The organism is Streptomyces sp. NBC_01591 (genome assembly GCF_035918155.1).
Classification (GTDB): domain Bacteria; phylum Actinomycetota; class Actinomycetes; order Streptomycetales; family Streptomycetaceae; genus Streptomyces.
Genome location: NZ_CP109327.1, coordinates 6,327,541 through 6,352,334 on the forward strand (window position 1 = coordinate 6,327,541; position 24,794 = coordinate 6,352,334).

Here is a 24,794-nt window from a genome sequence, read left to right on the forward strand (position 1 = left end):
CGTGCCTTCCCTTGCACCACCTCTTGGGCAGTTCAACTATCCAATCATTGGATAGTTGAACTCTCCAACGGCAAGGGGTACGGCCAATGTTCGCGAAGCCGATTCCGGGAAAGATCACCGCCGCGGCCGAGGGAGAGGTGGTCGTGCTGCTCATCGGGATGCGCATCAACCACTTCTGGGGCGTGCATCATTGGCCGCCCCCGCTGCTGGCGATGGAGCGCATGCTGCGGGAGTTGGGCAAGGACAAGGGGCGCGGACTGCTGGGCCACACGCTGTTGACCGGCTCGCCGCGGACGTACTAGGTCGTCCAGTACTGGGAGTCGAAGGAGAAGCTCTACGCGTACGCGAGCGCTCCCGACATGTTCCACCGCAGGGGTTGGGCGATCATGAACCGCAAGGAGGAGGAGGAGTCCCGGCGGCACGTGGGGCTGTGGCACGAGGCGTACATAGTGCCCGAGGGCGGTTACGAATCGTTCTACGCCGATATGCCGGCCTACGGACTGGCCGGGGCGACCGGCGTACTGCCGCTGGAGGCGCGGGGGTGTCGAGGGGCGGACCGTTTCGCGCACCGCTCGTCCGCGAAGTGAGGGTCCGGGAATGAGGTACTGGAAGGGGGCCGCCACGACGCTGGGGCGGCCGGGGGGGATGTGCCGGGTACGTCAGCCGGTGCGGCGCAGGGCCTCGCTGAGCCTTGCCGCCGAGTCGATGACCGCCTGGGCGTGCATCCGGCCCGGGTGCCTGGTCAGCCGCTCGATCGGTCCGGAGACCGAGACGGCGGCGACCACCCGGTTCGAGGGGCCGCGCACCGGCGCCGAGACCGAGGCCACACCCGGCTCGCGCTCGCCGATCGACTGGGCCCAGCCCCTGCGCCGCACGCCCGAGAGCGCCGTCGCCGTGAAACGGGCGCCCTGGAGGCCGCGGTGCAGACGCTCCGGCTCCTCCCAGGCCATCAGGATCTGGGCCGACGAGCCGGCCTTCATGGTGAGCGTGGAGCCGACCGGCACGGTGTCCCGCAGACCGGACAGCCGCTCCGCCGCCGCCACGCAGATCCGCATGTCGCCCTGCCTGCGGTAGAGCTGCGCGCTCTCGCCGGTGATGTCCCGGAGGTGGGTGAGCACCGGTCCCGCCGTGGCCAGCAGTCGGTCCTCGCCCGCCGCCGCCGCGAGTTCCGCCAGCCGGGGACCGAGAATGAAACGGCCCTGCATGTCCCTCGCCACCATGCGGTGGTGTTCCAGTGCCACGGCCAGTCGATGGGCCGTGGGTCGTGCGAGCCCGGTCGCCGCGACCAGCCCGGCGAGGGTGGCCGGACCGGACTCCAGGGCGCTCAATACCAGAGCCGCCTTGTCGAGAACGCCGACGCCGCTAGAGTTGTCCATACGACGATACTCCCGTCTCACTCTGTGAAACGCAAGTTCAATATTCGGCGGAAATTGCGAACCTGTACGGGCGGCCATACAACGGCCCGTAGCCACCGCCCCGCACGGGGGTCCGGACGGCGGCGCACCGAATCTCTAGTTGGGCCGGCGAAGACGCCGGCCGGAGGGAAAGCGATGGGTAGGACACTCGCGGAGAAGGTCTGGGACGACCATGTCGTCCGGCGCGCCGAAGGTGAGCCCGACCTCCTCTTCATCGATCTGCACCTGCTGCACGAGGTGACCAGCCCCCAGGCCTTCGACGGCCTCCGGCAGGCCGGACGCCAGGTGCGGCGCCTTGATCTCACCATCGCCACCGAGGATCACAACACCCCGACCCTCGACATCGACAAGCCGATCGCCGACCCGGTTTCCCGCGCCCAGTTGGAGACCCTGCGCAAGAACTGCGCGGAGTTCGGCGTACGACTGCACCCCCTGGGCGACGTCGAGCAGGGCGTCGTGCACGTGGTCGGCCCGCAGCTGGGGCTGACCCAGCCCGGCACCACCGTCGTCTGCGGCGACTCCCACACGTCCACGCACGGCGCCTTCGGCGCGCTGGCGTTCGGCATCGGCACCAGCCAGGTCGAGCACGTGCTGGCCACCCAGACGCTGCCGCTGGCCCGTCCGAAGACCATGGCCATCACCATCGACGGCGAACTGCCCGACGGTGTCACGGCCAAGGACCTGATCCTCGCGATCATCGCCCGGATCGGCACCGGCGGCGGTCAGGGCTACATCCTGGAGTACCGCGGCTCCGCCATCGAGAAGCTCTCGATGGAAGCCCGGATGACCATCTGCAACATGTCGATCGAGGCCGGCGCCCGGGCAGGCATGATCGCCCCGGACGAGACCACCTTCGACTACCTGAAGGGCCGCGACCACGCCCCCCAGGGCGAGGACTGGGACGCCGCCGTCGCGTACTGGAAGACGCTGCGCACCGACGACGACGCGGTCTTCGACGCCGAGGTCGTCATCGACGCGGCCGAACTGGCCCCGTTCGTCACCTGGGGCACCAACCCCGGCCAGGGCGCGCCGCTGTCGGCCAACGTCCCCGACCCTGCTTCGTACGAGGACGCCTCGGAGCGCAACGCCGCCGAAAAGGCCCTGGAATACATGGGGTTGACCGCCGGCCAGCCGCTGCGCGAGATCAACGTGGACACCGTCTTCGTAGGCTCCTGCACCAACGGCCGGATCGAGGACCTGCGCAACGCCGCCGCGATCCTGGACGGCCGCAAAGTCGCCGACGGGGTACGGATGCTGGTCGTCCCGGGCTCCGTCCGGGTCGCCCTGCAGGCCGTCGAGGAGGGCCTGGACAAGGTCTTCACCGCCGCGGGCGCCGAATGGCGGCACGCCGGCTGCTCGATGTGCCTCGGCATGAACCCCGACCAGCTGGCCCCCGGCGAGCGCTCCGCCTCCACCTCGAACCGCAACTTCGAGGGCCGGCAGGGCAAGGGCGGCCGTACACACCTGGTCTCCCCGCAGGTCGCCGCCGCCACCGCCGTGCTGGGCCACCTGGCCTCGCCCGCCGACCTGTCCGACGTCCGTACGCCCGCCGGAGTCTGAGAATCATGGAAGCTTTCACCGCACACACCGGCCGGGCCGTCCCGCTGCGCCGCAGCAACGTCGACACCGACCAGATCATCCCCGCCCACTGGCTGAAGAAGGTCACCCGGGACGGCTTCGAGGACGGACTCTTCGAGGCCTGGCGCAAGGACGAGAACTTCGTCCTCAACCGCCCGGAGCGCGAGGGCGCCACGGTCCTGGTGGCCGGCCCCGACTTCGGCACCGGATCGTCCCGTGAACACGCCGTGTGGGCGCTGCAGAACTACGGCTTCAAGGCCGTCATCTCCTCCCGGTTCGCCGACATCTTCCGCGGCAACTCGCTGAAGAACGGGCTGTTGACCGTCGTGCTCGACCAGAAGGTCGTCGACGCGCTCTGGGAGCTGACCGAGGCCGATCCCACGGCCGAGATCACCGTCGACCTGGAGGCGCGCCAGGTCCGCGCCGAGGCCCCCGACGGATCAAAGCTGACCGCCGACTTCGAGCTCGACGAGAATGCCCGTTGGCGACTGCTCAACGGGCTGGACGACATCAGCCTCACCCTTCAGAACGAAGCGGACATCGCGACTTATGAGGCGGCAAGACCGACCTTCAAGCCGCGTACAATTAACGCCTGAGCAGCGCGTTTCCAGGACTGCGCCCCTTGCCATCTGGTAGGGGGCGCAGTCGCTTGTTGAGACCCCGTCGGGCGACAACTCGCCCCAGATGGCACAATCGGTGCATGGAACGCGACAGCCAACTCAAGCTTTACGGCCAAGTCGCCGACCGATTGAAGGAAGCGCACACAAGAGTGCGCGCACTGCAAGTCCCGGAGGGCGTAAGGATGGCGCTGTCCCGGAAGCTGTTGGTCATCACGGCCGCGGCTAAGCACGATCTCCCGGATGCGGCAAGGCGTCTGGACCGGTTGATGAAGGACCTCGATGAGGGCCGATTCCCCGAAGGTGACTGACTCTGCGGAACTGTGCAGCGGTCGACTTCGTTGCGGCACTAGGGTGATTAGCCCGTTTCGTGTTTGATTTGCGGTATATATCTGCCTAACGTGCGAAAACGCTTGAACACTTTCGTTCTGGCAATGTCTCCGAAGGGGAAGACGTGAACAAGGCGCAGCTCGTAGAAGCGATTGCCGACAAGGTCGGAGGCCGCCAGCAGGCCGCCGACGCCGTCGACGCGGTACTCGACGCGATCGTCCGTGCGGTTGTCGCGGGGGACCGTGTCTCGGTCACCGGCTTCGGCTCGTTCGAGAAGGTCGACCGCCCCGCCCGTTACGCCCGCAACCCGCAGACGGGTGAGCGTGTGCGGGTCAAGAAGACCTCGGTGCCCCGCTTCCGTGCGGGACAGGGCTTCAAGGACCTGGTGAGCGGCTCGAAGAAGCTCCCCAAGGGCGGCGAAGTGGCCGTGAAGAAGGCGCCCAAGGGCAGCCTGTCGGGCGGTCCTTCCACCCGTACGACGACCAAGGCCGCGGCGAAGAAGGCCGCCGCCAAGAAGGCCACGGCGAAGAAGGCCACCGCCAAGAAGACCACTGCGGCGAAGACCGCGGCGGCCAAGAAGACCACCGCGAAGAAGACCACCGCGGCGGCCAAGAAGACCACGGCGAAGAAGACCACCGCCGCGGCGGCGAAGAAGACGACGGCCACCAAGAAGGCCGCCGCCAGCAAGACCGCGCCCGCGAAGAAGGCCACGGCGAAGAAGGCGCCCGCGAAGAAGACCACCGCGCGCAAGACCACGGTGAAGAAGGCCACTGCACGGAAGAAGTGAGACCGAGCAGCGCAGGGCTACTCACACGCGCCGGGCCGGGCTCCCCTCGGGGAGCCCGGCCCGCGGGCTGTTCTGGGTCCTGTGCGTGCGGCCGTTCGGAAAGTCTGCGCGTGGCCGGTCAGAACGTGTGCCGCGCCCGCTCAGAACGTCTGCAGGGTCACCAGTGTGATCCGCATCTCCGCACCCTCGCCGCTGCCCTCGATCCGCACCCGCTGCCCCGGACGCAGCAGCCGCAGACCGCCCGCGTCGAAGGCCCGGGCGTCGAACTCCACCGGCGTGCCGTCGTCGAGCAGCACACTGCCGGTGCGGGTCTCGGGGTCGTAGGTGTACGAGGTCGCCTGCATGGACGGCAGCCTATCGGTCCGGTGAGGGAGCCGTTGAGAGTTCGTCGCCGCGGGCCCGGCCGGGGGCGGCGGCGGCCCCCCGGGGGGCTCCCGGGGCCCAGTGCCCCGCCGTGTGCGCGCCGACGCCCAGCGTCAGCGCCGCCAGCAGATCGTCGCCGGTGTCCACGTCCTGGCGGACCGAATCGATGCCGGTCAGGTCGATTTCCACCGCGCCGGAGTCCAGGTGCCGGGCCCGGGAAGGGCCGCCGAAAGCCGGACGCAATTCCACTCCCGGCGCAGCCGACAGAAATGTTGTACCGATTCCTGCCGCATCGGTCACAAATGCGCGAGGGAATTCGGCGGAATAGTCGAGCACCCGGGCCAATTCTCCGGGGCGGAGCGCGGGCAGATCCGCGTTGAGGGCGGCGACCGCGGCCCGGGGCCGCCCGGCCCGTACGGCCCGCTCGCCGTGTGCCAGCGCGGCGTTGAGCCCGCGGCCGGGTTCGTCGGGGACGACGCGCGCCCCGATGGCCGTGAGGGCCGCCCCGGCCTCCCGGTCGTCCGTGACTACCACCACATCCAGTACCGCCGGGCAGGACAGGGCGGCGGCCACGGTGTCCCGGGCGAAGGCGAGGGCGAGCCGGGGGCGCAGCTCGGCCCCCGTCGTGGGCGTCAGCCTGCTCTTGGCCCGTGCCAGGGGTTTCAACGGGACGACCAGGGACCAAGGACCGGTCGGGTCGGTGTTCGTGGCGATCTCCCCCTCGATGCGCATCGCCGCTTATTCTCGCCTGCCGGTGCGAGAACCTGGAGGGTCGGTCCCGAAAGCGGGGCGTACGGTGTTCTCGACAGAGCAGGGGCCTGGGGCGAGACTTGACCGTCGGTAGCCAGGCAGAGTTCAGGTCCTTAGAGGAAGGTGTCCGAGTGTCCCGCCGCAGAATCGGCTTCTGGTACCGCCTGGCGGCGGTCATCGCAAAACCGCCGTTGGTGGTTCTGTTCAAGCGTGACTGGCGGGGGATGGAACACATTCCGGCCGACGGTGGATTTATTACCGCGGTCAATCACAACTCCTATCTGGACCCGCTTTCCTACGGTCACTTCCAGTACAACACCGGACGGGTGCCGCGGCTTCTTGCCAAGGCGGGCCTGTTCAAGACCCCCTTTGTCGGAATGATGCTGCGCGGTACCGGACAGATCCCGGTGTATCGCGAGACGACCAACGCACTGGACGCCTTCCGGGCGGCCGTCGACGCCATCGAGCGCGGTGAATGCGTCGCCTTCTACCCGGAGGGCACGCTCACCCGCGACCCCGACATGTGGCCGATGGCCGGCAAGACCGGTGCCGCCCGCGTCGCGTTGATGACGAAGGCGCCGGTCATCCCCGTCGCCCAGTGGGGCGCCAACTTCGCGATGCCGCCGTACGCCAAGGACAACAAGCTCCGGCTGTTCCCCCGCAAGACCCTTCAGGTGCAGGCCGGACCCCCCGTGGACCTCTCCAGGTTCTATGACAGGGATCCGACGCCCGACGTCCTGCGCGAGGCGACCGAGGCCATCATGTCCGCGGTCACCGCGCAGCTGGAGATCGTGCGGGGCGAGCAGGCCCCCGTACAGCCCTACGACCATCGCAAGGCCCGTGCGGAGCAGCGGCGCAAGGCCGAAGGAAAGGGACCCAAGTGACGCACCCCGCAAAGGCGGCCGTCTTCGGAACCGGCTCATGGGGTACGGCCTTCGGCATGGTCCTCGCCGACGCCGGCTGCGAGGTCACCCTCTGGGGCCGTCGCGCCGAGGTCGCCGAGGCCGTCAACACGACCCGTACCAACCCGGACTACCTGCCGGGAATCGAGCTCCCCGAATCCGTCCGGGCCACCACCGACGCCGCCGAGGCGCTGCACGGCGCCGACTTCGCCGTACTCGTGGTGCCTTCGCAGACACTGCGCGCCAACCTTGCCGAATGGACCCCGCACCTCGGTTCCGACACCGTTCTCGTCTCGATGATGAAGGGCGTCGAACTCGGCACCGCGAAGCGGATGAGCGAGGTCATCGAGGACGTCACCAAGGTCTCCGCGGACCGGATCGCTGTCATCACCGGCCCCAACCTGGCCAAGGAGATCGCAGAACGCCGCCCCGCGGCGGCCGTCGTCGCCTGCCAGGACGAGTCCGTGGCCCAGCGCCTCCAGACCGCCTGCCACACCTCGTACTTCCGCCCGTACACCAACACCGATGTGGTCGGCTGCGAGCTCGGCGGCGCGGTCAAGAACGTCATCGGCCTGGCGGTCGGCATCGCCGACGGCATGGGTCTCGGCGACAACGCCAAGGGTTCGCTCATCACCCGGGGCCTCGCCGAGACGACCCGCCTCGGCCTGGCCATGGGTGCCGATCCGCTGACCTTCTCCGGACTCGCGGGCCTGGGCGACCTGGTGGCGACCTGCTCCTCGCCGCTCTCGCGCAACCACACCTTCGGCACCAACCTCGGCCGCGGCATGACGCTCCAGGAGACCATCGCCGTCACCAGCCAGACCGCCGAGGGCGTCAAGTCCTGTGAGTCGGTGCTCGATCTGGCGCGCAGGCACGGCGTCGACATGCCCATCACCGAGACGGTCGTCGGCATCGTCCACGAGGGCAAGCCGCCGATGGTTGCGCTGGGCGAGCTGATGTCGCGCAGCGCGAAGCCCGAGCGGCGCTGAGGGCGGCCGGGGCGGGTGGAGCGGTGAACGTTCCCGCTCACCGCTTCGGCGGCCCCGGCCGCGCTGACGCGAGTGGTACCAGCAGGTACGCTCAACGCGATATGAGCAGCGAGAACCTCCCCCAGAGCCCGGAGCAGCAGCTCCGCAAGCCGCGCGTGGCCGTCGTGTTCGGCGGCCGCAGCTCCGAACACGGCATCTCGGTCGTCACGGCCGGCGCCGTCCTGAACGCCATCGACCGGACCAAGTACGACGTCCTGCCGATCGGCATCACGACGGACGGCCGCTGGGCGCTCACCGCCGACGAACCCGAACGCATGGCCATCACGGACCGGAAGATGCCGGAAGTGGCCCAACTGGCCGAGTCCACCGAGGGCGCCGTGGTGCTCTCCGTCGACCCCGGCAGCCGCGAAGTGGTGTTCAGCGAGCCCGGCTCGGTGCCCAAGGCGCTCGGCGAGGTCGACGTCGTCTTCCCCGTGCTGCACGGCCCGTACGGCGAGGACGGCACCCTGCAGGGGCTCCTGGAGCTCTCCGGTGTGCCCTATGTCGGCGCCGGCGTGCTCGCCTCGGCGGTCGGCCAGGACAAGGAGTACATGAAGCGGGTCTTCATCTCCTTCGGGCTGCCGGTCGGCCCGTACCTCGTGGTGCGTCCCCGCGAATGGGACAACGACCCCTCCGGTGCCCGCAAGCGCATCGTGGACTTCGCCGGCGACCACGGCTGGCCGCTCTTCATCAAGCCCGCCCGGGCCGGCTCGTCCATCGGCATCACCAAGGTCGACGACCTGTCCGGCCTCGACGAGGCGATCGAGGAGGCCCGCCGCCACGACCCCAAGTTCCTGGTCGAGTCGCTGCTGCAGGGCCGCGAGATCGAGTGCGGGGTGCTGGAGTTCGAGGACGGGCCGCGCGCCAGCGTGCCCGCCGAGATCCCGCCGGTGACCTCGCACGACTTCTACGACTTCGAGGCCAAGTACATCGACTCGGCCTCCGGGATCGTGCCCGCCCCGCTCACCGAGGAGCAGACGGCCGAGGTGCAGCGGCTCGCGGTCGAGGCCTTCGAGGCCACGTCCTGCGAGGGGCTGGTCCGTGCCGACTTCTTCCTCACCGAGGACGGCACCTTCGTGATCAACGAGATCAACACCCTGCCGGGCTTCACCCCGATCTCCATGTACCCGCGGATGTGGCAGGAGAGCGGTGTCAGCTACCAGGAACTGGTGGACCGGCTGATCCAGGCCGCGTTGAGCCGCCCGACCGGCCTGCGCTGAGCCGGATCCCGTGCAGTACGGCGTGCGCTCCCGGGCGGGAGCGCACGCCCTACAGTCCCGGAACCGTCTTACGGACGGCCGGGCCGAACGCGGCCAACGGGCTCGCGTCATGGACGTACGCCGCCGACAGGGTCACCTCGACGTACGCCTTGCGGTAGGTCGTCGTGAAACGCGGACCGGCGTCATCGGGCTGCTCCAGCAGCCAGTTGACGCCGTTCGCCTCGGTCCCCTTCGCCATGGGGTCGTCCATCTTCGCGGGCCGGGGGACACCGCAGCGCAGTACGATCTCCCCGTCCCCCCACTCGGCGGTCAGTTCGGACTTCGGCCCGGCGTCACCGCGGTCGAGTCCGGCAACGGTCCTCGGCAGCTCCTCGTGCAGCGCACGGCAGTAGGCCGCGGCTTCCGGGGACGGTGAGGGAACTGTGATCGACACCGCGGCGTCCGTTGAGGAGCAGCCCGCCGCGGCCAGCAGCAGTGCGGCGACGGACGGGCCGAGGAACAAGGGGTGGCGGAGCCGGCGCGATGATGTCACCGAGCCAGCGTAGACGGGGACTACAGATGAACGACCGGGCAGGTCAGGGTTCGGGTGATGCCTTCCACTTGCTGGACCTTGGCGACCACCATGCGGCCGAGTTCATCGACTGTGTCGGCCTGCGCGCGCACGATCACGTCGTAGGGACCGGTGACGTCCTCTGCCTGGATCACTCCCGGAACTCTGGCGATGGTCTCGGCGACGGTCGACGCCTTGCCCACCTCGGTCTGAATAAGGATGTACGCCTGTACCACGGAACCTCCAGGGCGGCCACGAGGATCATGTGGGGGAGAAAGGGACGCCACGGTATCGCGTTGCCGCGTGCCGCGGGGAGACCTGTGGACCGTTGACGCCCAGAGCGTGGCGCACACAACACACAAGTTGACGTATCTCTTGACAGTACCGACAGCAGTGACGGCCCGCGACCGCGGGCGCAGCGGTCCGGAAGGGGGACGGGCATGGCGGTGACCAGCGGTGCAGACTGCTCCCTGCGGCGGCGGCGGCCGGTCCATGGTCCGGACCCCCGGCCGCCGAAGCAGCCCGGACGACCGTCCGGCGCGACAGATGAGAGGTGAGACTCGGTGAAGGGAACCGTGGGCGAGTTGGGGGAGTTCGGGCTCATCAGGGAGCTCACTTCCCGGCTCACCACCACTCCGGCGGTACGACTCGGCCCCGGCGACGACGCCGCGGTCGTGACCGCTCCCGACCGCAGGGTCGTGGCCAGTACGGACATCCTGTTGGAGGGACGGCACTTCCGCCGCGACTGGTCGACCGCGTACGATGTCGGCCGCAAGGCCGCCGCCCAGAACCTCGCCGACATCGCCGCGATGGGCGCGGTGCCCACCGCGCTGCTGCTCGGCCTGGTCGTCCCCGCCGAACTCCCGGTCACCTGGGCCGGCGAGCTGATGGACGGCATCCGTGACGAGTGCCAGGTCGCGGGCGCGGCCGTGGTCGGCGGAGACGTGGTGCGCGGCGAGACGATCACCGTCTCGATCACCGCGCTGGGCGATCTGCGCAACCACGAGCCGGTCACCCGCTCCGGCGCCCAGCCCGGCGACGTCGTCGCCGTCACCGGCTGGCTCGGCTGGTCCGCCGCCGGGTACGCGGTGCTCTCCCGCGGCTTCCGTTCGCCGCGCGCCTTCGTCGAGGCCCATCGGCGCCCCGAACCGCCGTACCACGCGGGCCCCGCGGCCGCAGGGCTCGGCGCCACCGCGATGACGGACGTGAGCGACGGTCTCGTCGCCGACCTCGGGCACATCGCCGAGGCCAGCAAGGTCCGGATCGATCTGCGCTCCGGACTCATCGACATCCCCTCGCAGATGTCCGACATCGGGCAGGCCGTCGGCGTCGACCCGCTCCAGTGGGTGCTGACCGGGGGCGAGGACCACGCGATCGTCGCCACCTTCCCGCCGGACGTGAAGCTGCCCGCCCGCTGGAAGGTGATCGGCGAGGTCCTCAACCCCTCTGCGCTGCCGCAGGTGACGGTCGACGGGGCGCCCTGGACCAGCAAGGGCGGCTGGGACCACTTCGGGGACATCGAGGACGCCCAGTAGATTCGGCGTATGCCCATATCTGCTGCTGTACCCGCCCGTGTGCTCACCGTCGCCGGATCCGACTCCGGCGGCGGTGCGGGCATCCAGGCCGACCTGAAGACGATGCTGGCGCACGGTGTGCACGGGATGAGCGTGCTGACCGCCGTCACCGCCCAGAACTCGCTGGGGGTGCAGGGCGCCTGGGAACTGCCCGCCGAGGCCGTACGCGCCCAGTACCGCAGTGTGGTGGACGACATCGGGGTGCAGGCGGTCAAGACCGGAATGCTGTCGTCGGCCGTCCTCGTGGAGACCGTGGCCGAACTCCTCGCCGGCACCGACGCCCCGGCCGTCATCGACCCGGTCGGTGTCTCCAAGCACGGCGATCCGCTGCTGGCCGCCGAGGCGCTCGATTCCGTACGGACGAAACTGCTGCCGGCCGCCACGGTCGCCACCCCGAACCTGGACGAGGTGGCACAGCTCACCGGCGTCCACGTCGAGGACGAGACCGGGATGCGGCGGGCCGCCGCCGCGCTGTTGGAGTTCGGGCCGCGCTGGGTCGTCGTCAAGGGCGGGCATCTGCCGGGCGAGCCCGTCGACCTGCTCACGGACGGCACCGAGGAGCACTGGCTGCGCGCCCCCAGGCACGAGAACCGTCACACCCACGGCACCGGCTGCACCCTCGCCTCGGCCATCGCCTGCGGGCTGGCCCTGGGGCAGGACGTGCCCACGGCGGTACGGCACGCGAAGGTGTACGTCACGGGGGCGATCATGGCGGGCTTCCCGCTGGGCTCCGGGATCGGCCCGGTCGACCACGGCTGGCGGACGCGCACCGGATGAGGGCGCCCAGGCGCCGGCAAAAAGGGCCGAGAGCACAGCAAAAAGCCGGTCCACCGAGATGGACCGGCTTTTTGGGCAACCGGAAGGCTGCGCTACGACGGGAACGTCAGCGCGCGACCTTGCCGGCCTTGATGCACGAGGTGCAGACGTTGAGCCGCTTCGGCGTCCGACCGACCACGGCACGCACGCGCTGGATGTTGGGATTCCAGCGACGGGACGTACGGCGGTGCGAGTGCGAAATGTTGTTGCCGAAGCCCGGCCCCTTGCCGCAGACGTCGCAGTTGGCAGCCACGGGTCACTCCAAAGACTTCAGATGCACTTACAGTGAAATCCGGCGCGCCGGAATCATTTGACTGAAGTGGCGGTGCCGGAGGGATGGCCCGACTCTCATCGGGCAACCGAAGCAGCATACAACGGCTGCGTCGGTGGAACGAAACTACCATGGGTTCCACCGACCCCGTCCCGCCCCCTGTCCCCGCCGGACCCGGCGCGCGGGGAATACTCTGCGATGCAGCCGGCCGCCCACGGCCGAATCCGAGGAGGGCCGACAGGTGCCGCAGACCGCCGACGACATGGACGCCGTCGCGGTGCGTACCTGGTGCTCACTGGCCCTGGAGGCGCTGGGCCGGGAGCGCGAGGCGATCGACGCGATCAACGTGTATCCCGTCGCCGACGGGGACACCGGGACGAACCTCTATCTGACCGTGGAATCCGCGAACCAGGCCGTCGAGGCGGTCTTCGCCGCCCACGAGACCGGTGGGACCGTGCCCGTCGCGGCCGACGCGGTACGGGCCATGGCGCACGGCGCCCTGATCGGCGCCCGCGGGAACTCCGGCACGATCCTGGCCCAACTGCTGCGCGGGATGGCGGGAGTGCTGGCCGTCGGCCATGACGCGGACCATCTGCGCCGGGCACTCGCCGTCGCCGCCGCCGCGGCCCGGCAGGCCGTCGCCCACCCCGTCGAGGGCACCGTGCTGACGGTCGCCACCGCGGCCGCCGAAGCCGCCGCGCGCACCGAGGGCGACGCCGGGACCGCGGCGGTCGCACGGGCGGCGTACGAGGGGGCGTGCACGGCCCTGGAGGCGACCCCCGGACAGCTCGCCGTCCTCGGCCGGGCGGGCGTCGTGGACGCCGGCGGACGGGGCCTGGTGACGGTGCTCGCGGCACTCGTCGAAGCGGTCTGCGGGCGGGCGCCCGAACGTACCTACGTGGCGGTGCTGCCCACCCTTCCCGTGCCGGACGACTGCGCGGCGGCCGACGCGGAAGGCGGACCGGCCTTCGAGGTCATCTACCTGCTGGAGGCCACGGACGAGGCGGTGGACCGGCTGCGGACCCGGCTCGACCGGCTCGGCGACTCGCTCGTGGTGGTGGGCGGCGACGGGCTGTGGAACGTCCATGTGCACGTCGACGACGCGGGCGCGGCCGTGGAGGCCGGGGTCGAGGCGGGGCGGCCGTACCGGATCCGGATCACCCACTTCGGCGCGGACCGGGTACACCCCCACGCCGAGCCCGTGCAGCGCGCGGTCGTCGTGGTGGTCCCCGGCGACGGGCTCCGCGGCCTGTGCAAGGAGGCCGGGGCCACTACGGTCCTGGCCCGCCCCGGGGAGCCGCCGGCCAGCGGCGAACTGGTCGACGCGATCCGCCGGGCGCACGCCCGCGAGGTGGTCCTGCTGCCCAACGACGCGGAGTTGCGCCACACCGCCGCGGCCGCCGCCGAACAGGCCCGCGCGGAGGGCGTCCGGGTCGCCCTGATCCCGACCAGGGCCGCCGTCCAGGGCATCGCGGCCCTCGCCGTCCACGAACCCGACCGCAGCTTCGACGAGGACGTGGTGGCGATGACCGCCGCCGCCGGTGCCACCCGCTACGCCGAACTCGCCGTCGCCGAACGGCAGTCCTGGACCATGGCGGGCATCTGCCAGGCCGGCGACATCCTGGGCCTGATCGACGGCGACGTCGCGGTCATCGGCGAGGACGTACCGCAGACGGCCCGCGACGTACTGGACCGCATGCTGGCGGCGGGCGGCGAACTGGTCACCCTGGTCCTGGGCGAGGACGTCCCCGACAGCCTCGCGGACGCGCTGGAGGAGCACGTGCGCGAGGGCTATCTGGCGGTGGACACGGTGGTGTACCGGGGCGGCCACCAGCGCGCTCCGCTGCTCATCGGGGTGGAGTAGCGGAGCTGCCTCAGAGGTAGCGGAGCTGCCTCAGGCGCCGGACGGGCCGGTTCTCCTGTCCACGTGGTCCAGCAGCGACGCGGCCTCCGCACGGCGCTCCTCGCCCGTCTCGTCCGGCTCCCCGGCCCCGTGGATCTCCAGCACCCTCCGGGCCCGCTCCCGGGCCGCGTCCGGACGGCCCAGGTCGGCCTCCAGCCAGGCGGCCATCAGCTCGGCGGCCGTGCGCAGACCGACGAAACCGGCGCCCGCCTCCGTGAACCCCGCGACCGCCCGGTCCACGTACCCGAGGGCCTCCTCGTACTCCGGCGCCTCGCCCGGCTCGCCCTGGCAGACATGGGCGATCAGCTCGCCGGTCTGGCGGTGGGTGTCCGCGAGCTCCGCGAGCAGCCGGGGCGCCTCGTCCGCCGGGTTGGAGGACAGTGCCGTCTCGCACTCGCGCGCGGCCGCCGCCATGAACGCCCGTGCCGCCCGGGGGCCCGGCTGCCCCTCCCGGATCGCGATCCAGGCCCGCACCCGCAGCGTCCGCACCAGCGCCGGGACATCGCCCAGCTCGCGCCACAACTCCCCGGCCCGTGCGTACGCCAGCTCCGCCTGCGGGTCCAGGTCGGCCCGGTAGAGCGCCTGCGCGGCCAGATTCGCGAGCATCGCGTGGTCGTGCTGCTCGGGCCAGCCGCGCGCGATGTCCGCCGCCTTCAGCCAGTGCTCGGCCGCCTCGCGCGGCTCGTGCAGCGCCGTGAGCGCGTCGCCGAGCCACCACAGCGTCTGTACGACCGTGCCGTCGCCGTGTTCCTCGGCCGTGATGTCGGGCAGCACGGCCTCCAGCACCGCGGCCGCCTCCGCAGCCCGGTCCAGCCGGAGCAGCCAGCCGCCGAGCTGATGACGGGCATGGGCCCCGATCGTCGCGCTCTCGCCCGACTCGTCCGCCCAGTGCGCGGCATCCAGCGCCTGCTCGGTCGCCTCGGCGAACTGCCCCGTGCCGGCGAGGATTTCGGCGAGCCGCAGATGCAGCCGGGCCCGCCCGCGCGCCGGGACGAACGCCGCCCCGTGCTCCAGCGCGGCCCGCGCCGCGCCCTCCGCCCGCTCGTACTCCTCCAGTTGAGCGGCGAGCCCGGACGTCTTGGCCTCGTACTCGACCGCGTACCAGGACAGCCCGGCGTCATTGGTCTCGGCGGCGGCCCGCTCGTACCGCTCCAGCGCGCCGTGCGGGTCGCCCCGGTACGCCGCGACATCGCCGAGCAGATCCAGCGCCTCCGCGATCCGGGTGGCCACTCCGGCCTCCGCGCGTAGCGGTTCGGTGAACGCGAGCAGCTCCCGCGCCCCCTGTTCGAGACCGGTGACGGCCGACTCGGCGGCCGCCTCGTCCGGGGCGTCCTGCACCAGCCGGCCGAGGATGCGGGCCCGGCACACCAGCACGGCGCTCGCCTGGCGGGCGGTGGCCGCGTCGTCGGCGTACAGGGCCAGGGCCCGGTCCACGACCGGCGCGATCCCGGCCAGGGCCTCGTCCGCCCCGCCGGGCTCCAGCGCGCGGGCGTACGCGGCCCGGCCCGCCGCTGCGGCGGCCTCGCCCGGGTCGCCCGCGGCCTCGTAGAGACCGGCGGCGGCCTCGAAGGCCGCCATCGCCTCGGCCGGCGGCAGCGAGCCGTACATCGCCCGGTGGTCCTCGACGCACGCGCGGTCGTGGTCCGACAGCCCGGCCGCGGCGCCGTCCGGCTCGGCGATCCGGCGGGCGACGGCTTCCCAGGCGGGCCCCGCCTCCGGGCGCTGGGCGTCGGAGAGGCGGTGCGCCTCGGCCAGCAGACCGGTCAGGCCGAGCGGTGCCTCCGCCGGTGCCCCGGGCACCGGCGCCGGGGTGGCGTCCGGCTTCCGGTCCGGGGCGGCCAGCCGCACGGCCCGTACGCCGAGCGGCAGCCGGTCCACCAGCGGCCGGCGGTCCAGACGTTCCCGCACCTGCGTGCCGACCTGGGCGGTGCCATTGCGCTCGTCGAACCGGGCGGCCAGCTCCAGCGCCCGCGCACGGGCGTGTGCCGCCAGCGAGGACGCGGTCCAGTCCGTCCCGGCGGGCCCCGGCACCGACTGCCCGCCGTGGCCGAGCGAGGTCAGCCGGTCCATCAGCAGTGCCGTGACGGCCAGGTAGTCCATCAGACTGCCGGGGTTCCCGCTGTCGGTGAAGTACGCGGGCCGCTCGGCGATGATCTCCAGGGCGCGGGCCTCGTTGCCGGTCAGCGCACAGAACTCGATGTGCTGCGCGGCCGCGTTCCGCATGCTCTCCATCGACCGGACCATCCGGTACCCGCGCAGATGATGGGCACGGGCCTGCTCGGACCGGCCGGTCCGCAGCAGCGGAACGAGCGAGGCCGCCAGCACGGCGTGCGGCTCATGGGCGCAGGTGTGCTCACCGCCCAGCACCGGTGCCCAGGTCTCCAGCGCCTCGGTGTCCAGGCCGCGCTGCGCCTGCCAGCTGCCCTGTTCGTGCAGCTCACAGGCGTGGCAGTTGGCCATGCGGTCGCGGTCGGCCGCCTGCCAGGCGGCGTACGCCCGCTCGGCACGCGGCAGATCGCCCAGGTGGCGGGCGATCTCCAGCTCGCCCTGGCACACGGCACGCTCGGAGTGACCGGCGAGCCGGTAGCGGTACTCCATCTCGCTCTGCCACTTTTCGATGGCGGCGAGCGGGATGTGCGGCTGGTCGACCATGGAGCTGGAGACCCACTTGAACATCCAGAACAGGTGGTGGGTCATGAAGTCGCTGAAATCGCCGGGCTGTTCGTCCCACATGCGCAGAAGCCGCGCGAAGGGCACGAACATCTTGTCCTTCTCGGAGCTGTAGTTGTAGACCTGCAGCTGGTGTGTGAGCGCCTCGATGACCAGGGCGGCGTCCCCGGTCTGTTCGGCCTCCGCCAGCAGCCGCTCCGCGCGGGCGTTGCGCGCGGGACCCTCCGGCTCCCCGTCGTTCTCCCGCAGGGCCTGGCGGATCGTGGTGATGTCGGGGCTCATCGGCCGTCCTCCTGGGGGTCCGCGGGGGAGTGTCCTGGTACTGCGGGATGCGTGGCCCACTCCAGCAGGCCGATGAACGCCCGGTTCAGCAGCGCCGAGTCGGCCGGCCGCAGCGGGCGCTGCGCCATCAGCAACGCCTGCCCGTACAGCGCCTCCGTCGCGGTCGCGGCCAGCTCCGGGGAGTCCAGCGAACTGATCCGCCGGATCAGTGGATTGAGGTGGTTCAGTACGAGCCGGGCGCGCGGCGCACTGCCGCGCAGCGAGCCGAGAATGCCCGCCCACAGCTCGTCGGCCTGCCCCTCCGCGTCGGCGCGGGCCTGCTCGTGGCGGGCCGCCCGGTCGTCGAGATGCAGCGCGGGCACGGTCAGCGGATGGAAGGCGCGCAGTGCCACGTCGCAGCCCAGCGGGTCCAGCCTGGCGCGGGCCGCCGCCAGGAACGCGCCGAGCGCCAGCTCCTGCGCCGGATCGACGGAGTCCAGATGCGCGGTGACGGTGTCGGCGTCCAGCTCGGCGACCACCGTCCCGGGCCGGACCGACGGCAGCCGCTCGACCAGCTCGCTGTCGTACGTGTAGCCGCCGTTGACCACCCCGATGCCCTGCGCGGAGGCGATCGGCGCGACCTGCCGGTACTCCTCCACGGTCCGCGTGAAGTGCACCACCGGATGGCGCCGGGCGAACTCCTCCAGCGACAGCCGCCCGTCCGTCGTCTCGAACGGCAGCCACGGCAGCATCGTGCGCAGCATGGCGCCGTCGTGCCGGGCGAGCGACTTCACCCCCAGGTGGTGCACGGAGAGGAACTCCGCCAGCCGCTCCGGATCACCCGCGGCGAGCCCGGTGAGCCACTGCCTGATCCGGTCGCCGAGCGCCTCCCGCACGGCCGCCAGGGTCTCGTCCGCGTACAGCGCCTCCCGCGAGGCGGTGGGCCGCAGACTGTCCGTGTCGATGACACAGCGCACGAAGAACGCCCAGTCGGGCAGCAGTTCGTCGGCCCGGTCGGTCAGCAGCATCCCCTTCAGATGCACCCGGTGGCCGGCCCGCTGCGCCGGACTCACGGCGGACGGCAGTACGTAGGCGACGCCGCGGATCCCGGCGAGCGGCAGATCCAGGTCGATCGCGTCGAGCGGCGCGAAGCCGAACTGCTCGTGGCAGTGGCGGGCGAGCGCCACCCGTCGCGCCGCCGGGCTCGGATACGGGCGGTCCCACGGCGCCGGCAGATCGGTGACCGGCGACTCGCCCACCCGTACGTCGTAGGGCAGCAGCGAGCCGAAGTCACGGGCGAGGGAGCGCACCCGCTCCTCGGTGAGCCACTCCCCGCTGCCGGGCCGTGCGGTCAGGTGCACGGTGGTGCCCGGCTCCGGCCGTGCGTCGTCGGGCAGCGTACGGACGGTGTACGAACCGTCGTCGCGGGCGCGCCACTCCACGGGCGGCGATCCGGGCGTACGCGCCGAACGGCTCACCACCCGGATCTCGGCCGCGACGACGAAGCACGCCAGCAGCCCGATGCCGAACTGGCCGAGGAACTCGGCGCGGGCCGAGGCCAGCCCTTCCGCCCCGTCGCGCTTGGAACTGCGGCCGATCGTCGCGAGCAGGCTGTGCACATCGGTCTCGGTCAGACCGATCCCGCTGTCCTCGACCCGGAGCCGCCCGCCGTCCGCGTGCAGCCGTACCAGGGCGGGCGCGTCCGGCTGCTCGGCGCGGCGGGCCGTGATGGCGTCCACGGCGTTCTGCAGCAGCTCGCGGAGATAGACCCGCGGGGAGGAGTAGAGGTGGTGGGAGAGAAGGTCGACCAGTCCGCGCAGATCCACCTGGAAGGTGTGCGGCGACCGGCCGGAGGAGGGCTCGGTGTGTTCGGGGGACGCGGAATTCGCTGAGGTCTCAGATGTCATCGTCGCAGCGCCGGTGGGGGGACCTGTGCCTCGCCCGGCGAGACACTTGCGACAGCGCGGGTCGGGCGATCCCTGCGGAGGTGATCGCGAGCCGGAAGCGTGGGAGCCGATCCTAGGTGCGTGGCGACGATTCTGACCAGGGGATTCCCGGGTTCCGGGTGGTGCCCGCCGACATCTGTCAGTGGTGTGGTGTGCAATGGATCGCGTGTCTGCGTTCGATGAACCCCTCAAGAAGCTGCTCGGCGGAGCCACCGCGAAGGTGATGGCCGAGCACCTCGACCTGCACACCGTCGGTGATCTGCTCCACCACTACCCGCGGCGGTACGAGGAGCGCGGCCGGCTCACGGCGCTGGCCGACCTCCCGCTGGACGAGCACGTGACGGTGGTCGCCCAGGTCGCCGACGCACGCGTCCTGATGTTCAACAACGGCCGCGGCAAGCGCCTCGAAGTGACCCTCACCGACGGCAACGGCCACCTCCAGCTGGTCTTCTTCGGCCATGGCGTCCACAAGCCGCACAAGGAGCTGCTGCCGGGCCGGCGGGCGATGTTCGCGGGCAAGGTCTCCGTCTTCAACCGGAAGATGCAGCTGGCCCACCCCACGTACCAGCTGCTGGACGCTGCGGACACCGACGAGGCCACGGAGGCGGTGGACGCCTTCGCCGGGCGGCTGCTGCCGATCTACCCGGCCTGCAAGCAGCTGGACTCGTGGCGGATCGCCAAGGCCGTCGACACGGTGCTGCCCAGCGCGCAGGAGGCCGTCGACCCGCTGCCGCCGAGCCTGCGCGAGGGGCGCGGGTTCACCGCGCTCCCCGAGGCGCTGCTGAAGGTCCACCGCCCGCAGACCAAGGCGGACATCGCCGAGGCCAGGGACCGCCTGAAGTGGGACGAGGCCTTCGTCCTCCAGGTCGCGCTGGCCCGCCGCAGGTATGCCGACACCCAGCTCCCGGCCGTGGCCCGCAGACCCACCGCCGGCGGGCTGCTCGACGCCTTCGACGCCAAGCTCCCCTTCACCCTCACCGACGGACAGCAGAAGGTCTCCAAGGAGATCTTCGACGACCTCGCGACCGAACACCCGATGCACCGGCTCCTCCAGGGAGAGGTCGGTTCCGGCAAGACCATGGTCGCCCTGCGCGCCATGCTCGGCGTCGTCGACGCGGGCGGGCAGGCCGCCATGCTCGCGCCCACCGAAGTGCTCGCCCAGCAGCACCACCGCTCGATCACGGAAATGATGGGGGAGCTGGCCGAGGGCGGCATGCTGGGCGGCTCCGAGCAGGGGACCAAGGTGGTGCTGCTCACCGGTTCGATGGGCGTCGCGGCCCGCCGCCAGGCGCTTCTCGACCTCGTCACCGGCGAGGCCGGGATCGTGATCGGCACCCATGCCCTGATCGAGGACAAGGTGCAGTTCCACGACCTGGGCCTGGTCGTCGTCGACGAACAGCACCGCTTCGGGGTGGAGCAGCGCGACGCCCTGCGCTCCAAGGGGAACTCCCAGGGGGAAAAGAGGCCGCCGCATCTGCTGGTCATGACGGCCACTCCCATTCCCCGTACGGTCGCCATGACCGTCTTCGGCGACCTGGAGACCTCCGTACTGGACCAGCTCCCGGCCGGCCGCTCCCCGATCGCCAGCCACGTCGTCCCCGCCAAGGACAAGCCGCACTTCCTCAGCCGCGCCTGGGAACGGGTGCGGGAGGAAGTGGAGAACGGACACCAGGCGTACGTGGTCTGCCCCCGCATCGGCGACGACGCCGACGACGAGGCGGCGGGGAAGAAAGCGAAGAAGAAGGAGCCCGAGGACGACGGCGAGAAGCGCCCGCCGCTCGCCGTGCTGGAGATCGCCGAACAGCTCGCCAAGGGCCCCCTGGCCGGTCTGCGCGTCGAGGTGCTGCACGGCAGGATGAATCCGGACGACAAGGACGACGTGATGCGCCGCTTCGCCGCGGGCGACGTCGACGTACTGGTCGCCACCACCGTCATCGAGGTCGGCGTCAACGTCCCCAACGCCACCGCCATGGTGATCATGGACGCCGACCGCTTCGGGGTCTCCCAGCTGCACCAGCTGCGCGGCCGGGTCGGCCGGGGCTCCGCCCCCGGACTCTGCCTGCTGGTCAGCGAGGCCCACGAGGCCAGTCCCGCCCGCGCCCGCCTCTCCGCCGTCGCCGCCACCCTCGACGGCTTCGAACTCTCCCGGATCGACCTCGAACAGCGCCGCGAGGGCGATGTCCTCGGCCAGGCCCAGTCCGGGGTCCGCTCCTCGCTGCGGATGCTCACCGTCATCGACGACGAGGAGGTCATCGCCGCCGCGCGGGAGGAGGCCGTCGCGATCGTCGCCGCCGACCCGGAGCTCGAACACCTGCCGGAGCTGCGGATCGCGCTGGACGCGCTGCTCGACAAGGAGCGGGAGCAGTACCTCGACAAGGGCTGACCCCCGGGACTTGCGGGGATGCCGACAGGACCTGCGGGGGCGCCGGGTGCGCGGGCCCGATCAGCCACGACGCCATATCGTGGGTGGCACGGCGCCGCGGCACCCCGCGGGCCGCCCACGAACGGAGGACCAGACACCCATGACCCGCGTGATCGCCGGCTCGGCCGGCGGACGCCGCCTGGCCGTTCCGCCCGGCACCGGCACCCGCCCCACCTCCGACCGTGCACGCGAGGGCCTCTTCTCCACCTGGGAAGCCCTCCTCGGCAGCCTGGAGGGCACCCGTATCGCCGATCTGTACGCGGGGTCCGGGGCCGTCGGCCTGGAGGCGCTCTCCCGGGGCGCGGTGCACGCCCTGCTCGTCGAGGCCGACGCCAAGGCCGTCCGCATCGTCCGGGACAACGTCCGCACCCTCGGCCTGCCCGGCGCCGAGGTCCGCACCGGCAGAGCCGAACAGGTCGTGACGGGACCGGCACCGGCCCAGCCGTACGACGTGGTGTTCCTGGACCCGCCGTACGCCGTCACCGACGACGATCTTGGCGAGATACTGCTCACACTCCGTGCCCAGGGCTGGCTCACGGCCGACGCCCTCGTCACCGTGGAACGCAGCACCAGAGGCGGAGAATTCGGCTGGCCCGAGGGATTCGAACCATTGCGGGCCCGCCGTTACGGCGAAGGAACGCTTTGGTACGGTCGCGCCGCCTCTACGTGCGAAGACGCACGATGACCGCACCGGAGAGCGAGGGAACCAAGTTGCGCCGCGCCGTCTGTCCGGGGTCGTTCGACCCCATCACCAATGGACACCTCGACATCATTGGCCGCGCCTCGAAGCTGTACGACGTCGTACACGTCGCGGTGATGATCAACCAGTCCAAGAAGGGCCTGTTCACGGTCGACGAGCGGATCGACCTGATCCGCCAGGTCACCGCGGACTTCGGCAACGTCCAGGTCGAGTCCTTCCACGGCCTCCTGGTCGACTTCTGCAAGCAGCGCGACATCCCGGCGATCGTGAAGGGCCTGCGGGCCGTCAGCGACTTCGACTACGAGCTCCAGATGGCCCAGATGAACAACGGCCTCTCCGGCGTCGAGACGCTCTTCGTGCCGACCAATCCCACCTACAGCTTCCTGTCGTCCTCCCTGGTCAAGGAGGTCGCCACCTGGGGCGGCGACGTCTCCCACCTGCTCCCCCCGCCGGTCCACCAGGCCCTCACCGAGCGTCTCGCCCGGGACTGAAGAGCTGACGGCCCGTCACCAGGTGTCGGACGGGCGCCGACTGGCCGTACAGTCGTCCCGTCCGTCTCCAATCGGCTGTAGAGAGTGGCGAGCACACGGTGGACGTGCAGAAGAAGCTCGACGAGATCGTCGAAACGGTCGGGAACGCCCGGTCGATGCCCATGTCGGCTTCGTGCGTGGTCAACCGCGCCGAACTGCTCGCGATGCTCGAAGAGGTGCGCGAGGCCCTGCCCGGCTCGCTCGCCCACGCCCAGGAGCTCATCGGCGGCCAGGAACAGCTGGCCGAGCAGGCCCGCCAGGAGGCCGAGCGGATCATCGGGGCCGCCCGCGCCGAGCGCACCTCGCTGATCTCCGACACCGAGGTCGCCAGGCAGTCCCGCAGCGAGGCCGACCGCATCCTCGAAGAGGCCCGCCGGGAGGCCGCCGAGGTCCGCGCCGAAGCCGACGAGTACGTCGACAGCAAGCTCGCCAACTTCGAGGTCGTCCTCACCAAGACGATCGGCTCCGTCGACCGGGGCCGCGAGAAGCTCCTCGGCCGTGGCCAGCCCTTCGACGAGCAGGGCTACGAGGACCCGGACTTCGCCGAGGCCCCCGAGCGCAGCACCGACCCCGCCACGCTCCAGCGCCGGGCGGACGAATACGTCGACACCAAGCTGGGCGCCTTCGAGGCCGTGCTCGCCAAGACCCTGGAGGCGGTCGGCCGCGGCCGGCAGAAGCTGCACGGCCGGGTCGCCACCGACGAACTGGGTGCCCACGTGGCCGCCCAGGACGCGGCGGGCAACCAGGCACACATCAGCGACGAGGACCACTGGGCCGGCCTCGCCGAGATCGCCACCCCGGAGCCGCAGCCGGTGCACCAGCAGGCCCAGCCGCACTTCCCCGCCCAGGCCCAGCCGGGCTACGCGGAGACCTACGCGTACCAGGACCAGCCGCAGCAGGACGTCTACGGGTACCAGCAGCAGCCGGACCCGTACGCCGCGGCCTATCAGCAGCAGGGCTACGACCAGAGCCAGGGCCAGGCCCAGGTCCCGGTCCAGGGGTACGACGGCTGGCAGCAGCAGCCCGTGCAGCCGCAGCAGGCTCTCCAGCAGCAGGGCGAGAGCGCCCTCGACGAGACCAGCCTGTTCGACACCAGCATGATCGACCTGGACCAGCTCCGCCGGTACGAGCAGGAGCGCTGACCGGACGGGACCGGAGCCCGGGGGCAGGCGGCCCCGACGGCCCGGATTGGGAGCTGGGCGGCACGTCCAGTATCCTGGCTCTTCGGTCGCGCGTATGTCCGCGATCCCGGCTGCCTGCTTCGACTCCGAATCCGGGCGGCCCTCCCCACGATGTGCGTTGCACATGATTTCGAAAGCAGGAAAAGCCCTGAACGGCCACCTCGACCACCGAAACCCCCTCGTGTTCGACACGCACGAGCTGGGCCGGCGTCCCGGTGCCCTCCAGCGGCTCTCCCGCCCGGTGGACGCACCTGGTCCGCCGTCGGTCCTCGGCATCGAAGGGGTCATCGGTGTGCCGGAAGGCGCACCCGTGGAGCTGGACCTCCGCCTCGAGTCGGTCATGGAGGGGGTGCTTGTCACAGGCACCGCCCGTGCGTCGGCCGAGGGGGAGTGCGTAAGGTGTCTGGAGCCGCTGCGCCTAGAGGTTGCGGCGGACTTCCAGGAGATGTTCTCGTACCCTGACGCCGATGACCGGGGCCGCAGCAGCAAGGCGGAGCCGGCCGACGACGCCGAGGACGACGAGGACAGGCTCTTCATCGAGGACGGCCTGTTCGACCTCGAACCAGTGCTGCGCGATGCGGTGGTGCTCGCACTGCCGATGCAGCCGGTGTGCCGGGAGTCCTGTGCCGGCCTGTGTTCCGAATGCGGAATCAGGCTGGACGAGAACCCCGGCCACCACCATGATGCCGTCGACATCCGTTGGGCGGCATTGCAAGGACTCGCCGACACCGTTCAGGACGGCGAGAAGGACAACATGGGCGGCGCCGAAGCGGGCGTCGACGAGAAGCAGGAGAAGTAGCCGTGGCTGTTCCGAAGCGGAAGATGTCGCGCAGCAACACGCGCCACCGCCGGTCGCAGTGGAAGGCTGCGGTCCCCACCCTGGTTTCGTGTGAGCGTTGCCAGGAGCCGAAGCTGCAGCACATCGCGTGCCCCAGCTGCGGCACGTACAACAAGCGCCAGGTCCTCGAGGTCTGAGCGGC

At 71.1% G+C, this 24,794-nt stretch carries 24 protein-coding genes and 1 pseudogene; 17 read left to right on the forward strand and 8 right to left on the reverse strand.

All coding sequences use genetic code 11. From position 1 onward, the window contains the following. Positions 1-86: 86 nt before the first annotated feature. Positions 87-587: pseudogene (locus tag OG978_RS29275) on the forward strand (DUF4188 domain-containing protein). 72 nt (positions 588-659) lie between these two features. On the opposite strand, the gene ndgR reads toward OG978_RS29275, so the two are convergent. After that, the gene (gene ndgR / locus OG978_RS29280; RefSeq protein WP_014048551.1) at positions 660-1,376 is read right to left on the reverse strand and encodes an IclR family transcriptional regulator NdgR; all 717 of its coding nucleotides are present in this window, start codon (positions 1,374-1,376) and stop codon (positions 660-662) included. Positions 1,377-1,550: 174 nt separating this feature from the next. On the opposite strand from ndgR, the gene leuC reads away from it, so the two are divergent. From leuC to OG978_RS29300, 4 genes are all read left to right on the forward strand, one after another. Further along, positions 1,551-2,975 carry a 3-isopropylmalate dehydratase large subunit gene (gene leuC, locus OG978_RS29285; protein WP_326768075.1) on the forward strand — a complete coding sequence of 475 codons (1,425 nt, stop codon included), beginning with the start codon at positions 1,551-1,553 and terminating at the stop codon, positions 2,973-2,975. A 5-nt stretch (positions 2,976-2,980) separates the two neighbouring features. After that, a complete protein-coding gene (leuD, locus tag OG978_RS29290) occupies positions 2,981-3,589 on the forward strand; it encodes a 3-isopropylmalate dehydratase small subunit (protein WP_326768076.1) in 609 nt (202 codons plus the stop codon). A gap of 104 nt (positions 3,590-3,693) precedes the next feature. Continuing rightward, the gene (locus tag OG978_RS29295; protein WP_072487271.1) at positions 3,694-3,921 is read left to right on the forward strand and encodes a hypothetical protein; all 228 of its coding nucleotides are present in this window, start codon (positions 3,694-3,696) and stop codon (positions 3,919-3,921) included. A 143-nt stretch (positions 3,922-4,064) separates the two neighbouring features. Then, positions 4,065-4,727 carry an HU family DNA-binding protein gene (locus tag OG978_RS29300; RefSeq protein ID WP_326768077.1) on the forward strand — a complete coding sequence of 221 codons (663 nt, stop codon included), beginning with the start codon at positions 4,065-4,067 and terminating at the stop codon, positions 4,725-4,727. 140 nt (positions 4,728-4,867) lie between these two features. Here the strand turns inward: OG978_RS29300 and OG978_RS29305 are convergent, their stop codons facing one another. Together OG978_RS29305 and cofC are read right to left on the reverse strand one after the other, a co-directional pair. Further along, positions 4,868-5,071, reverse strand: a complete 204-nt coding sequence (locus OG978_RS29305) for a hypothetical protein (RefSeq protein WP_326768078.1) — start codon at positions 5,069-5,071, stop codon at positions 4,868-4,870. A 10-nt stretch (positions 5,072-5,081) separates the two neighbouring features. Next, entirely contained in the window at positions 5,082-5,822 is a 741-nt protein-coding gene (cofC, locus tag OG978_RS29310) for a 2-phospho-L-lactate guanylyltransferase (protein ID WP_326768079.1), read from the reverse strand. Positions 5,823-5,971: 149 nt separating this feature from the next. Here cofC and OG978_RS29315 point away from each other — a divergent pair, with 149 nt between their 5' ends. The 3 genes from OG978_RS29315 (at position 5,972) to OG978_RS29325 (ending at position 8,990) form a co-directional block, all read left to right on the forward strand. Further along, complete coding sequence (locus OG978_RS29315; protein ID WP_326768080.1) at positions 5,972-6,724, forward strand: lysophospholipid acyltransferase family protein; 753 nt, start codon at positions 5,972-5,974, stop codon at positions 6,722-6,724. Continuing rightward, positions 6,721-7,731, forward strand: coding sequence for an NAD(P)H-dependent glycerol-3-phosphate dehydrogenase (locus OG978_RS29320; protein WP_326768081.1), 1,011 nt, complete (start codon positions 6,721-6,723; stop codon positions 7,729-7,731). The genes OG978_RS29315 and OG978_RS29320 overlap by 4 nt, the downstream gene beginning before the upstream one ends. Before the next feature lie 101 nt (positions 7,732-7,832). Next, entirely contained in the window at positions 7,833-8,990 is a 1,158-nt protein-coding gene (locus tag OG978_RS29325; RefSeq protein ID WP_326768082.1) for a D-alanine--D-alanine ligase family protein, read from the forward strand. Positions 8,991-9,039: 49 nt separating this feature from the next. Here the strand turns inward: OG978_RS29325 and OG978_RS29330 are convergent, their stop codons facing one another. Together OG978_RS29330 and OG978_RS29335 are read right to left on the reverse strand one after the other, a co-directional pair. After that, the gene (locus OG978_RS29330; RefSeq protein WP_442817760.1) at positions 9,040-9,522 is read right to left on the reverse strand and encodes a DUF3515 domain-containing protein; all 483 of its coding nucleotides are present in this window, start codon (positions 9,520-9,522) and stop codon (positions 9,040-9,042) included. Between the two features lie 20 nt (positions 9,523-9,542). Further along, entirely contained in the window at positions 9,543-9,776 is a 234-nt protein-coding gene (locus OG978_RS29335; RefSeq protein WP_072487263.1) for an Lrp/AsnC family transcriptional regulator, read from the reverse strand. A gap of 327 nt (positions 9,777-10,103) precedes the next feature. On the opposite strand from OG978_RS29335, the gene OG978_RS29340 reads away from it, so the two are divergent. Beyond that, complete coding sequence (locus OG978_RS29340) at positions 10,104-11,075, forward strand: thiamine-phosphate kinase (RefSeq protein WP_326768083.1); 972 nt, start codon at positions 10,104-10,106, stop codon at positions 11,073-11,075. 9 nt (positions 11,076-11,084) lie between these two features. Further along, positions 11,085-11,891: a bifunctional hydroxymethylpyrimidine kinase/phosphomethylpyrimidine kinase gene (gene thiD / locus OG978_RS29345; protein ID WP_326768084.1), complete on the forward strand. Its 807-nt coding sequence runs from the start codon at positions 11,085-11,087 to the stop codon at positions 11,889-11,891. Between the two features lie 106 nt (positions 11,892-11,997). Here thiD and rpmB read toward each other — a convergent pair whose 3' ends face one another. Beyond that, positions 11,998-12,183 carry a 50S ribosomal protein L28 gene (gene rpmB, locus OG978_RS29350; protein WP_030928661.1) on the reverse strand — a complete coding sequence of 62 codons (186 nt, stop codon included), beginning with the start codon at positions 12,181-12,183 and terminating at the stop codon, positions 11,998-12,000. Positions 12,184-12,442: 259 nt separating this feature from the next. Between rpmB and OG978_RS29355 the strand changes: the two genes are divergently transcribed. Continuing rightward, positions 12,443-14,065, forward strand: a complete 1,623-nt coding sequence (locus OG978_RS29355) for a DAK2 domain-containing protein (RefSeq protein ID WP_326768085.1) — start codon at positions 12,443-12,445, stop codon at positions 14,063-14,065. 30 nt (positions 14,066-14,095) lie between these two features. Here OG978_RS29355 and OG978_RS29360 read toward each other — a convergent pair whose 3' ends face one another. Beyond that, positions 14,096-17,056, reverse strand: a complete 2,961-nt coding sequence (locus OG978_RS29360; RefSeq protein ID WP_326768086.1) for a tetratricopeptide repeat protein — start codon at positions 17,054-17,056, stop codon at positions 14,096-14,098. Continuing rightward, on the reverse strand, positions 17,053-18,942 hold the full coding sequence (locus OG978_RS29365) for an HSP90 family protein (protein ID WP_326768087.1): 1,890 nt from the start codon (positions 18,940-18,942) through the stop codon (positions 17,053-17,055). The genes OG978_RS29360 and OG978_RS29365 overlap by 4 nt, the downstream gene beginning before the upstream one ends. A 196-nt stretch (positions 18,943-19,138) precedes the next feature. Between OG978_RS29365 and recG the strand changes: the two genes are divergently transcribed. From recG to rpmF, 6 genes are all read left to right on the forward strand, one after another. Further along, the gene (gene recG, locus OG978_RS29370; RefSeq protein ID WP_326768088.1) at positions 19,139-21,364 is read left to right on the forward strand and encodes an ATP-dependent DNA helicase RecG; all 2,226 of its coding nucleotides are present in this window, start codon (positions 19,139-19,141) and stop codon (positions 21,362-21,364) included. Between the two features lie 139 nt (positions 21,365-21,503). After that, positions 21,504-22,088, forward strand: coding sequence for a 16S rRNA (guanine(966)-N(2))-methyltransferase RsmD (gene rsmD, locus OG978_RS29375; RefSeq protein ID WP_326768089.1), 585 nt, complete (start codon positions 21,504-21,506; stop codon positions 22,086-22,088). Positions 22,089-22,114: 26 nt separating this feature from the next. Then, entirely contained in the window at positions 22,115-22,594 is a 480-nt protein-coding gene (gene coaD / locus OG978_RS29380; RefSeq protein ID WP_326770202.1) for a pantetheine-phosphate adenylyltransferase, read from the forward strand. A gap of 98 nt (positions 22,595-22,692) precedes the next feature. Beyond that, positions 22,693-23,775 (forward strand): cell division initiation protein, encoded by a 1,083-nt coding sequence (locus OG978_RS29385; protein ID WP_326768090.1) that lies wholly within the window; start codon positions 22,693-22,695, stop codon positions 23,773-23,775. Positions 23,776-23,938: 163 nt separating this feature from the next. Then, the gene (locus tag OG978_RS29390; RefSeq protein WP_326768091.1) at positions 23,939-24,613 is read left to right on the forward strand and encodes a YceD family protein; all 675 of its coding nucleotides are present in this window, start codon (positions 23,939-23,941) and stop codon (positions 24,611-24,613) included. A gap of 2 nt (positions 24,614-24,615) precedes the next feature. Continuing rightward, positions 24,616-24,789: a 50S ribosomal protein L32 gene (gene rpmF, locus OG978_RS29395; RefSeq protein WP_003965982.1), complete on the forward strand. Its 174-nt coding sequence runs from the start codon at positions 24,616-24,618 to the stop codon at positions 24,787-24,789. Positions 24,790-24,794 lie beyond the last annotated feature (5 nt).

Bases quoted from the DNA above. Each gene is read 5' to 3' on its own strand.
- ndgR (WP_014048551.1), bottom strand. From the start codon at position 1,376: ATGGACAACTCTAGCGGCGTCGGCGTTCTCGACAAGGCGGCTCTGGTA.
- leuC (WP_326768075.1), top strand. From the start codon at position 1,551: ATGGGTAGGACACTCGCGGAGAAGGTCTGGGACGACCATGTCGTCCGG.
- leuD (WP_326768076.1), top strand. From the start codon at position 2,981: ATGGAAGCTTTCACCGCACACACCGGCCGGGCCGTCCCGCTGCGCCGC.
- OG978_RS29295 (WP_072487271.1), top strand. From the start codon at position 3,694: ATGGAACGCGACAGCCAACTCAAGCTTTACGGCCAAGTCGCCGACCGA.
- OG978_RS29305 (WP_326768078.1), bottom strand. From the start codon at position 5,071: ATGCAGGCGACCTCGTACACCTACGACCCCGAGACCCGCACCGGCAGT.
- cofC (WP_326768079.1), bottom strand. From the start codon at position 5,822: ATGCGCATCGAGGGGGAGATCGCCACGAACACCGACCCGACCGGTCCT.
- OG978_RS29325 (WP_326768082.1), top strand. From the start codon at position 7,833: ATGAGCAGCGAGAACCTCCCCCAGAGCCCGGAGCAGCAGCTCCGCAAG.
- thiD (WP_326768084.1), top strand. From the start codon at position 11,085: ATGCCCATATCTGCTGCTGTACCCGCCCGTGTGCTCACCGTCGCCGGA.
- OG978_RS29360 (WP_326768086.1), bottom strand. From the start codon at position 17,056: ATGAGCCCCGACATCACCACGATCCGCCAGGCCCTGCGGGAGAACGAC.
- OG978_RS29365 (WP_326768087.1), bottom strand. From the start codon at position 18,942: ATGACATCTGAGACCTCAGCGAATTCCGCGTCCCCCGAACACACCGAG.
- recG (WP_326768088.1), top strand. From the start codon at position 19,139: ATGGATCGCGTGTCTGCGTTCGATGAACCCCTCAAGAAGCTGCTCGGC.
- rsmD (WP_326768089.1), top strand. From the start codon at position 21,504: ATGACCCGCGTGATCGCCGGCTCGGCCGGCGGACGCCGCCTGGCCGTT.
- OG978_RS29390 (WP_326768091.1), top strand. From the start codon at position 23,939: ATGATTTCGAAAGCAGGAAAAGCCCTGAACGGCCACCTCGACCACCGA.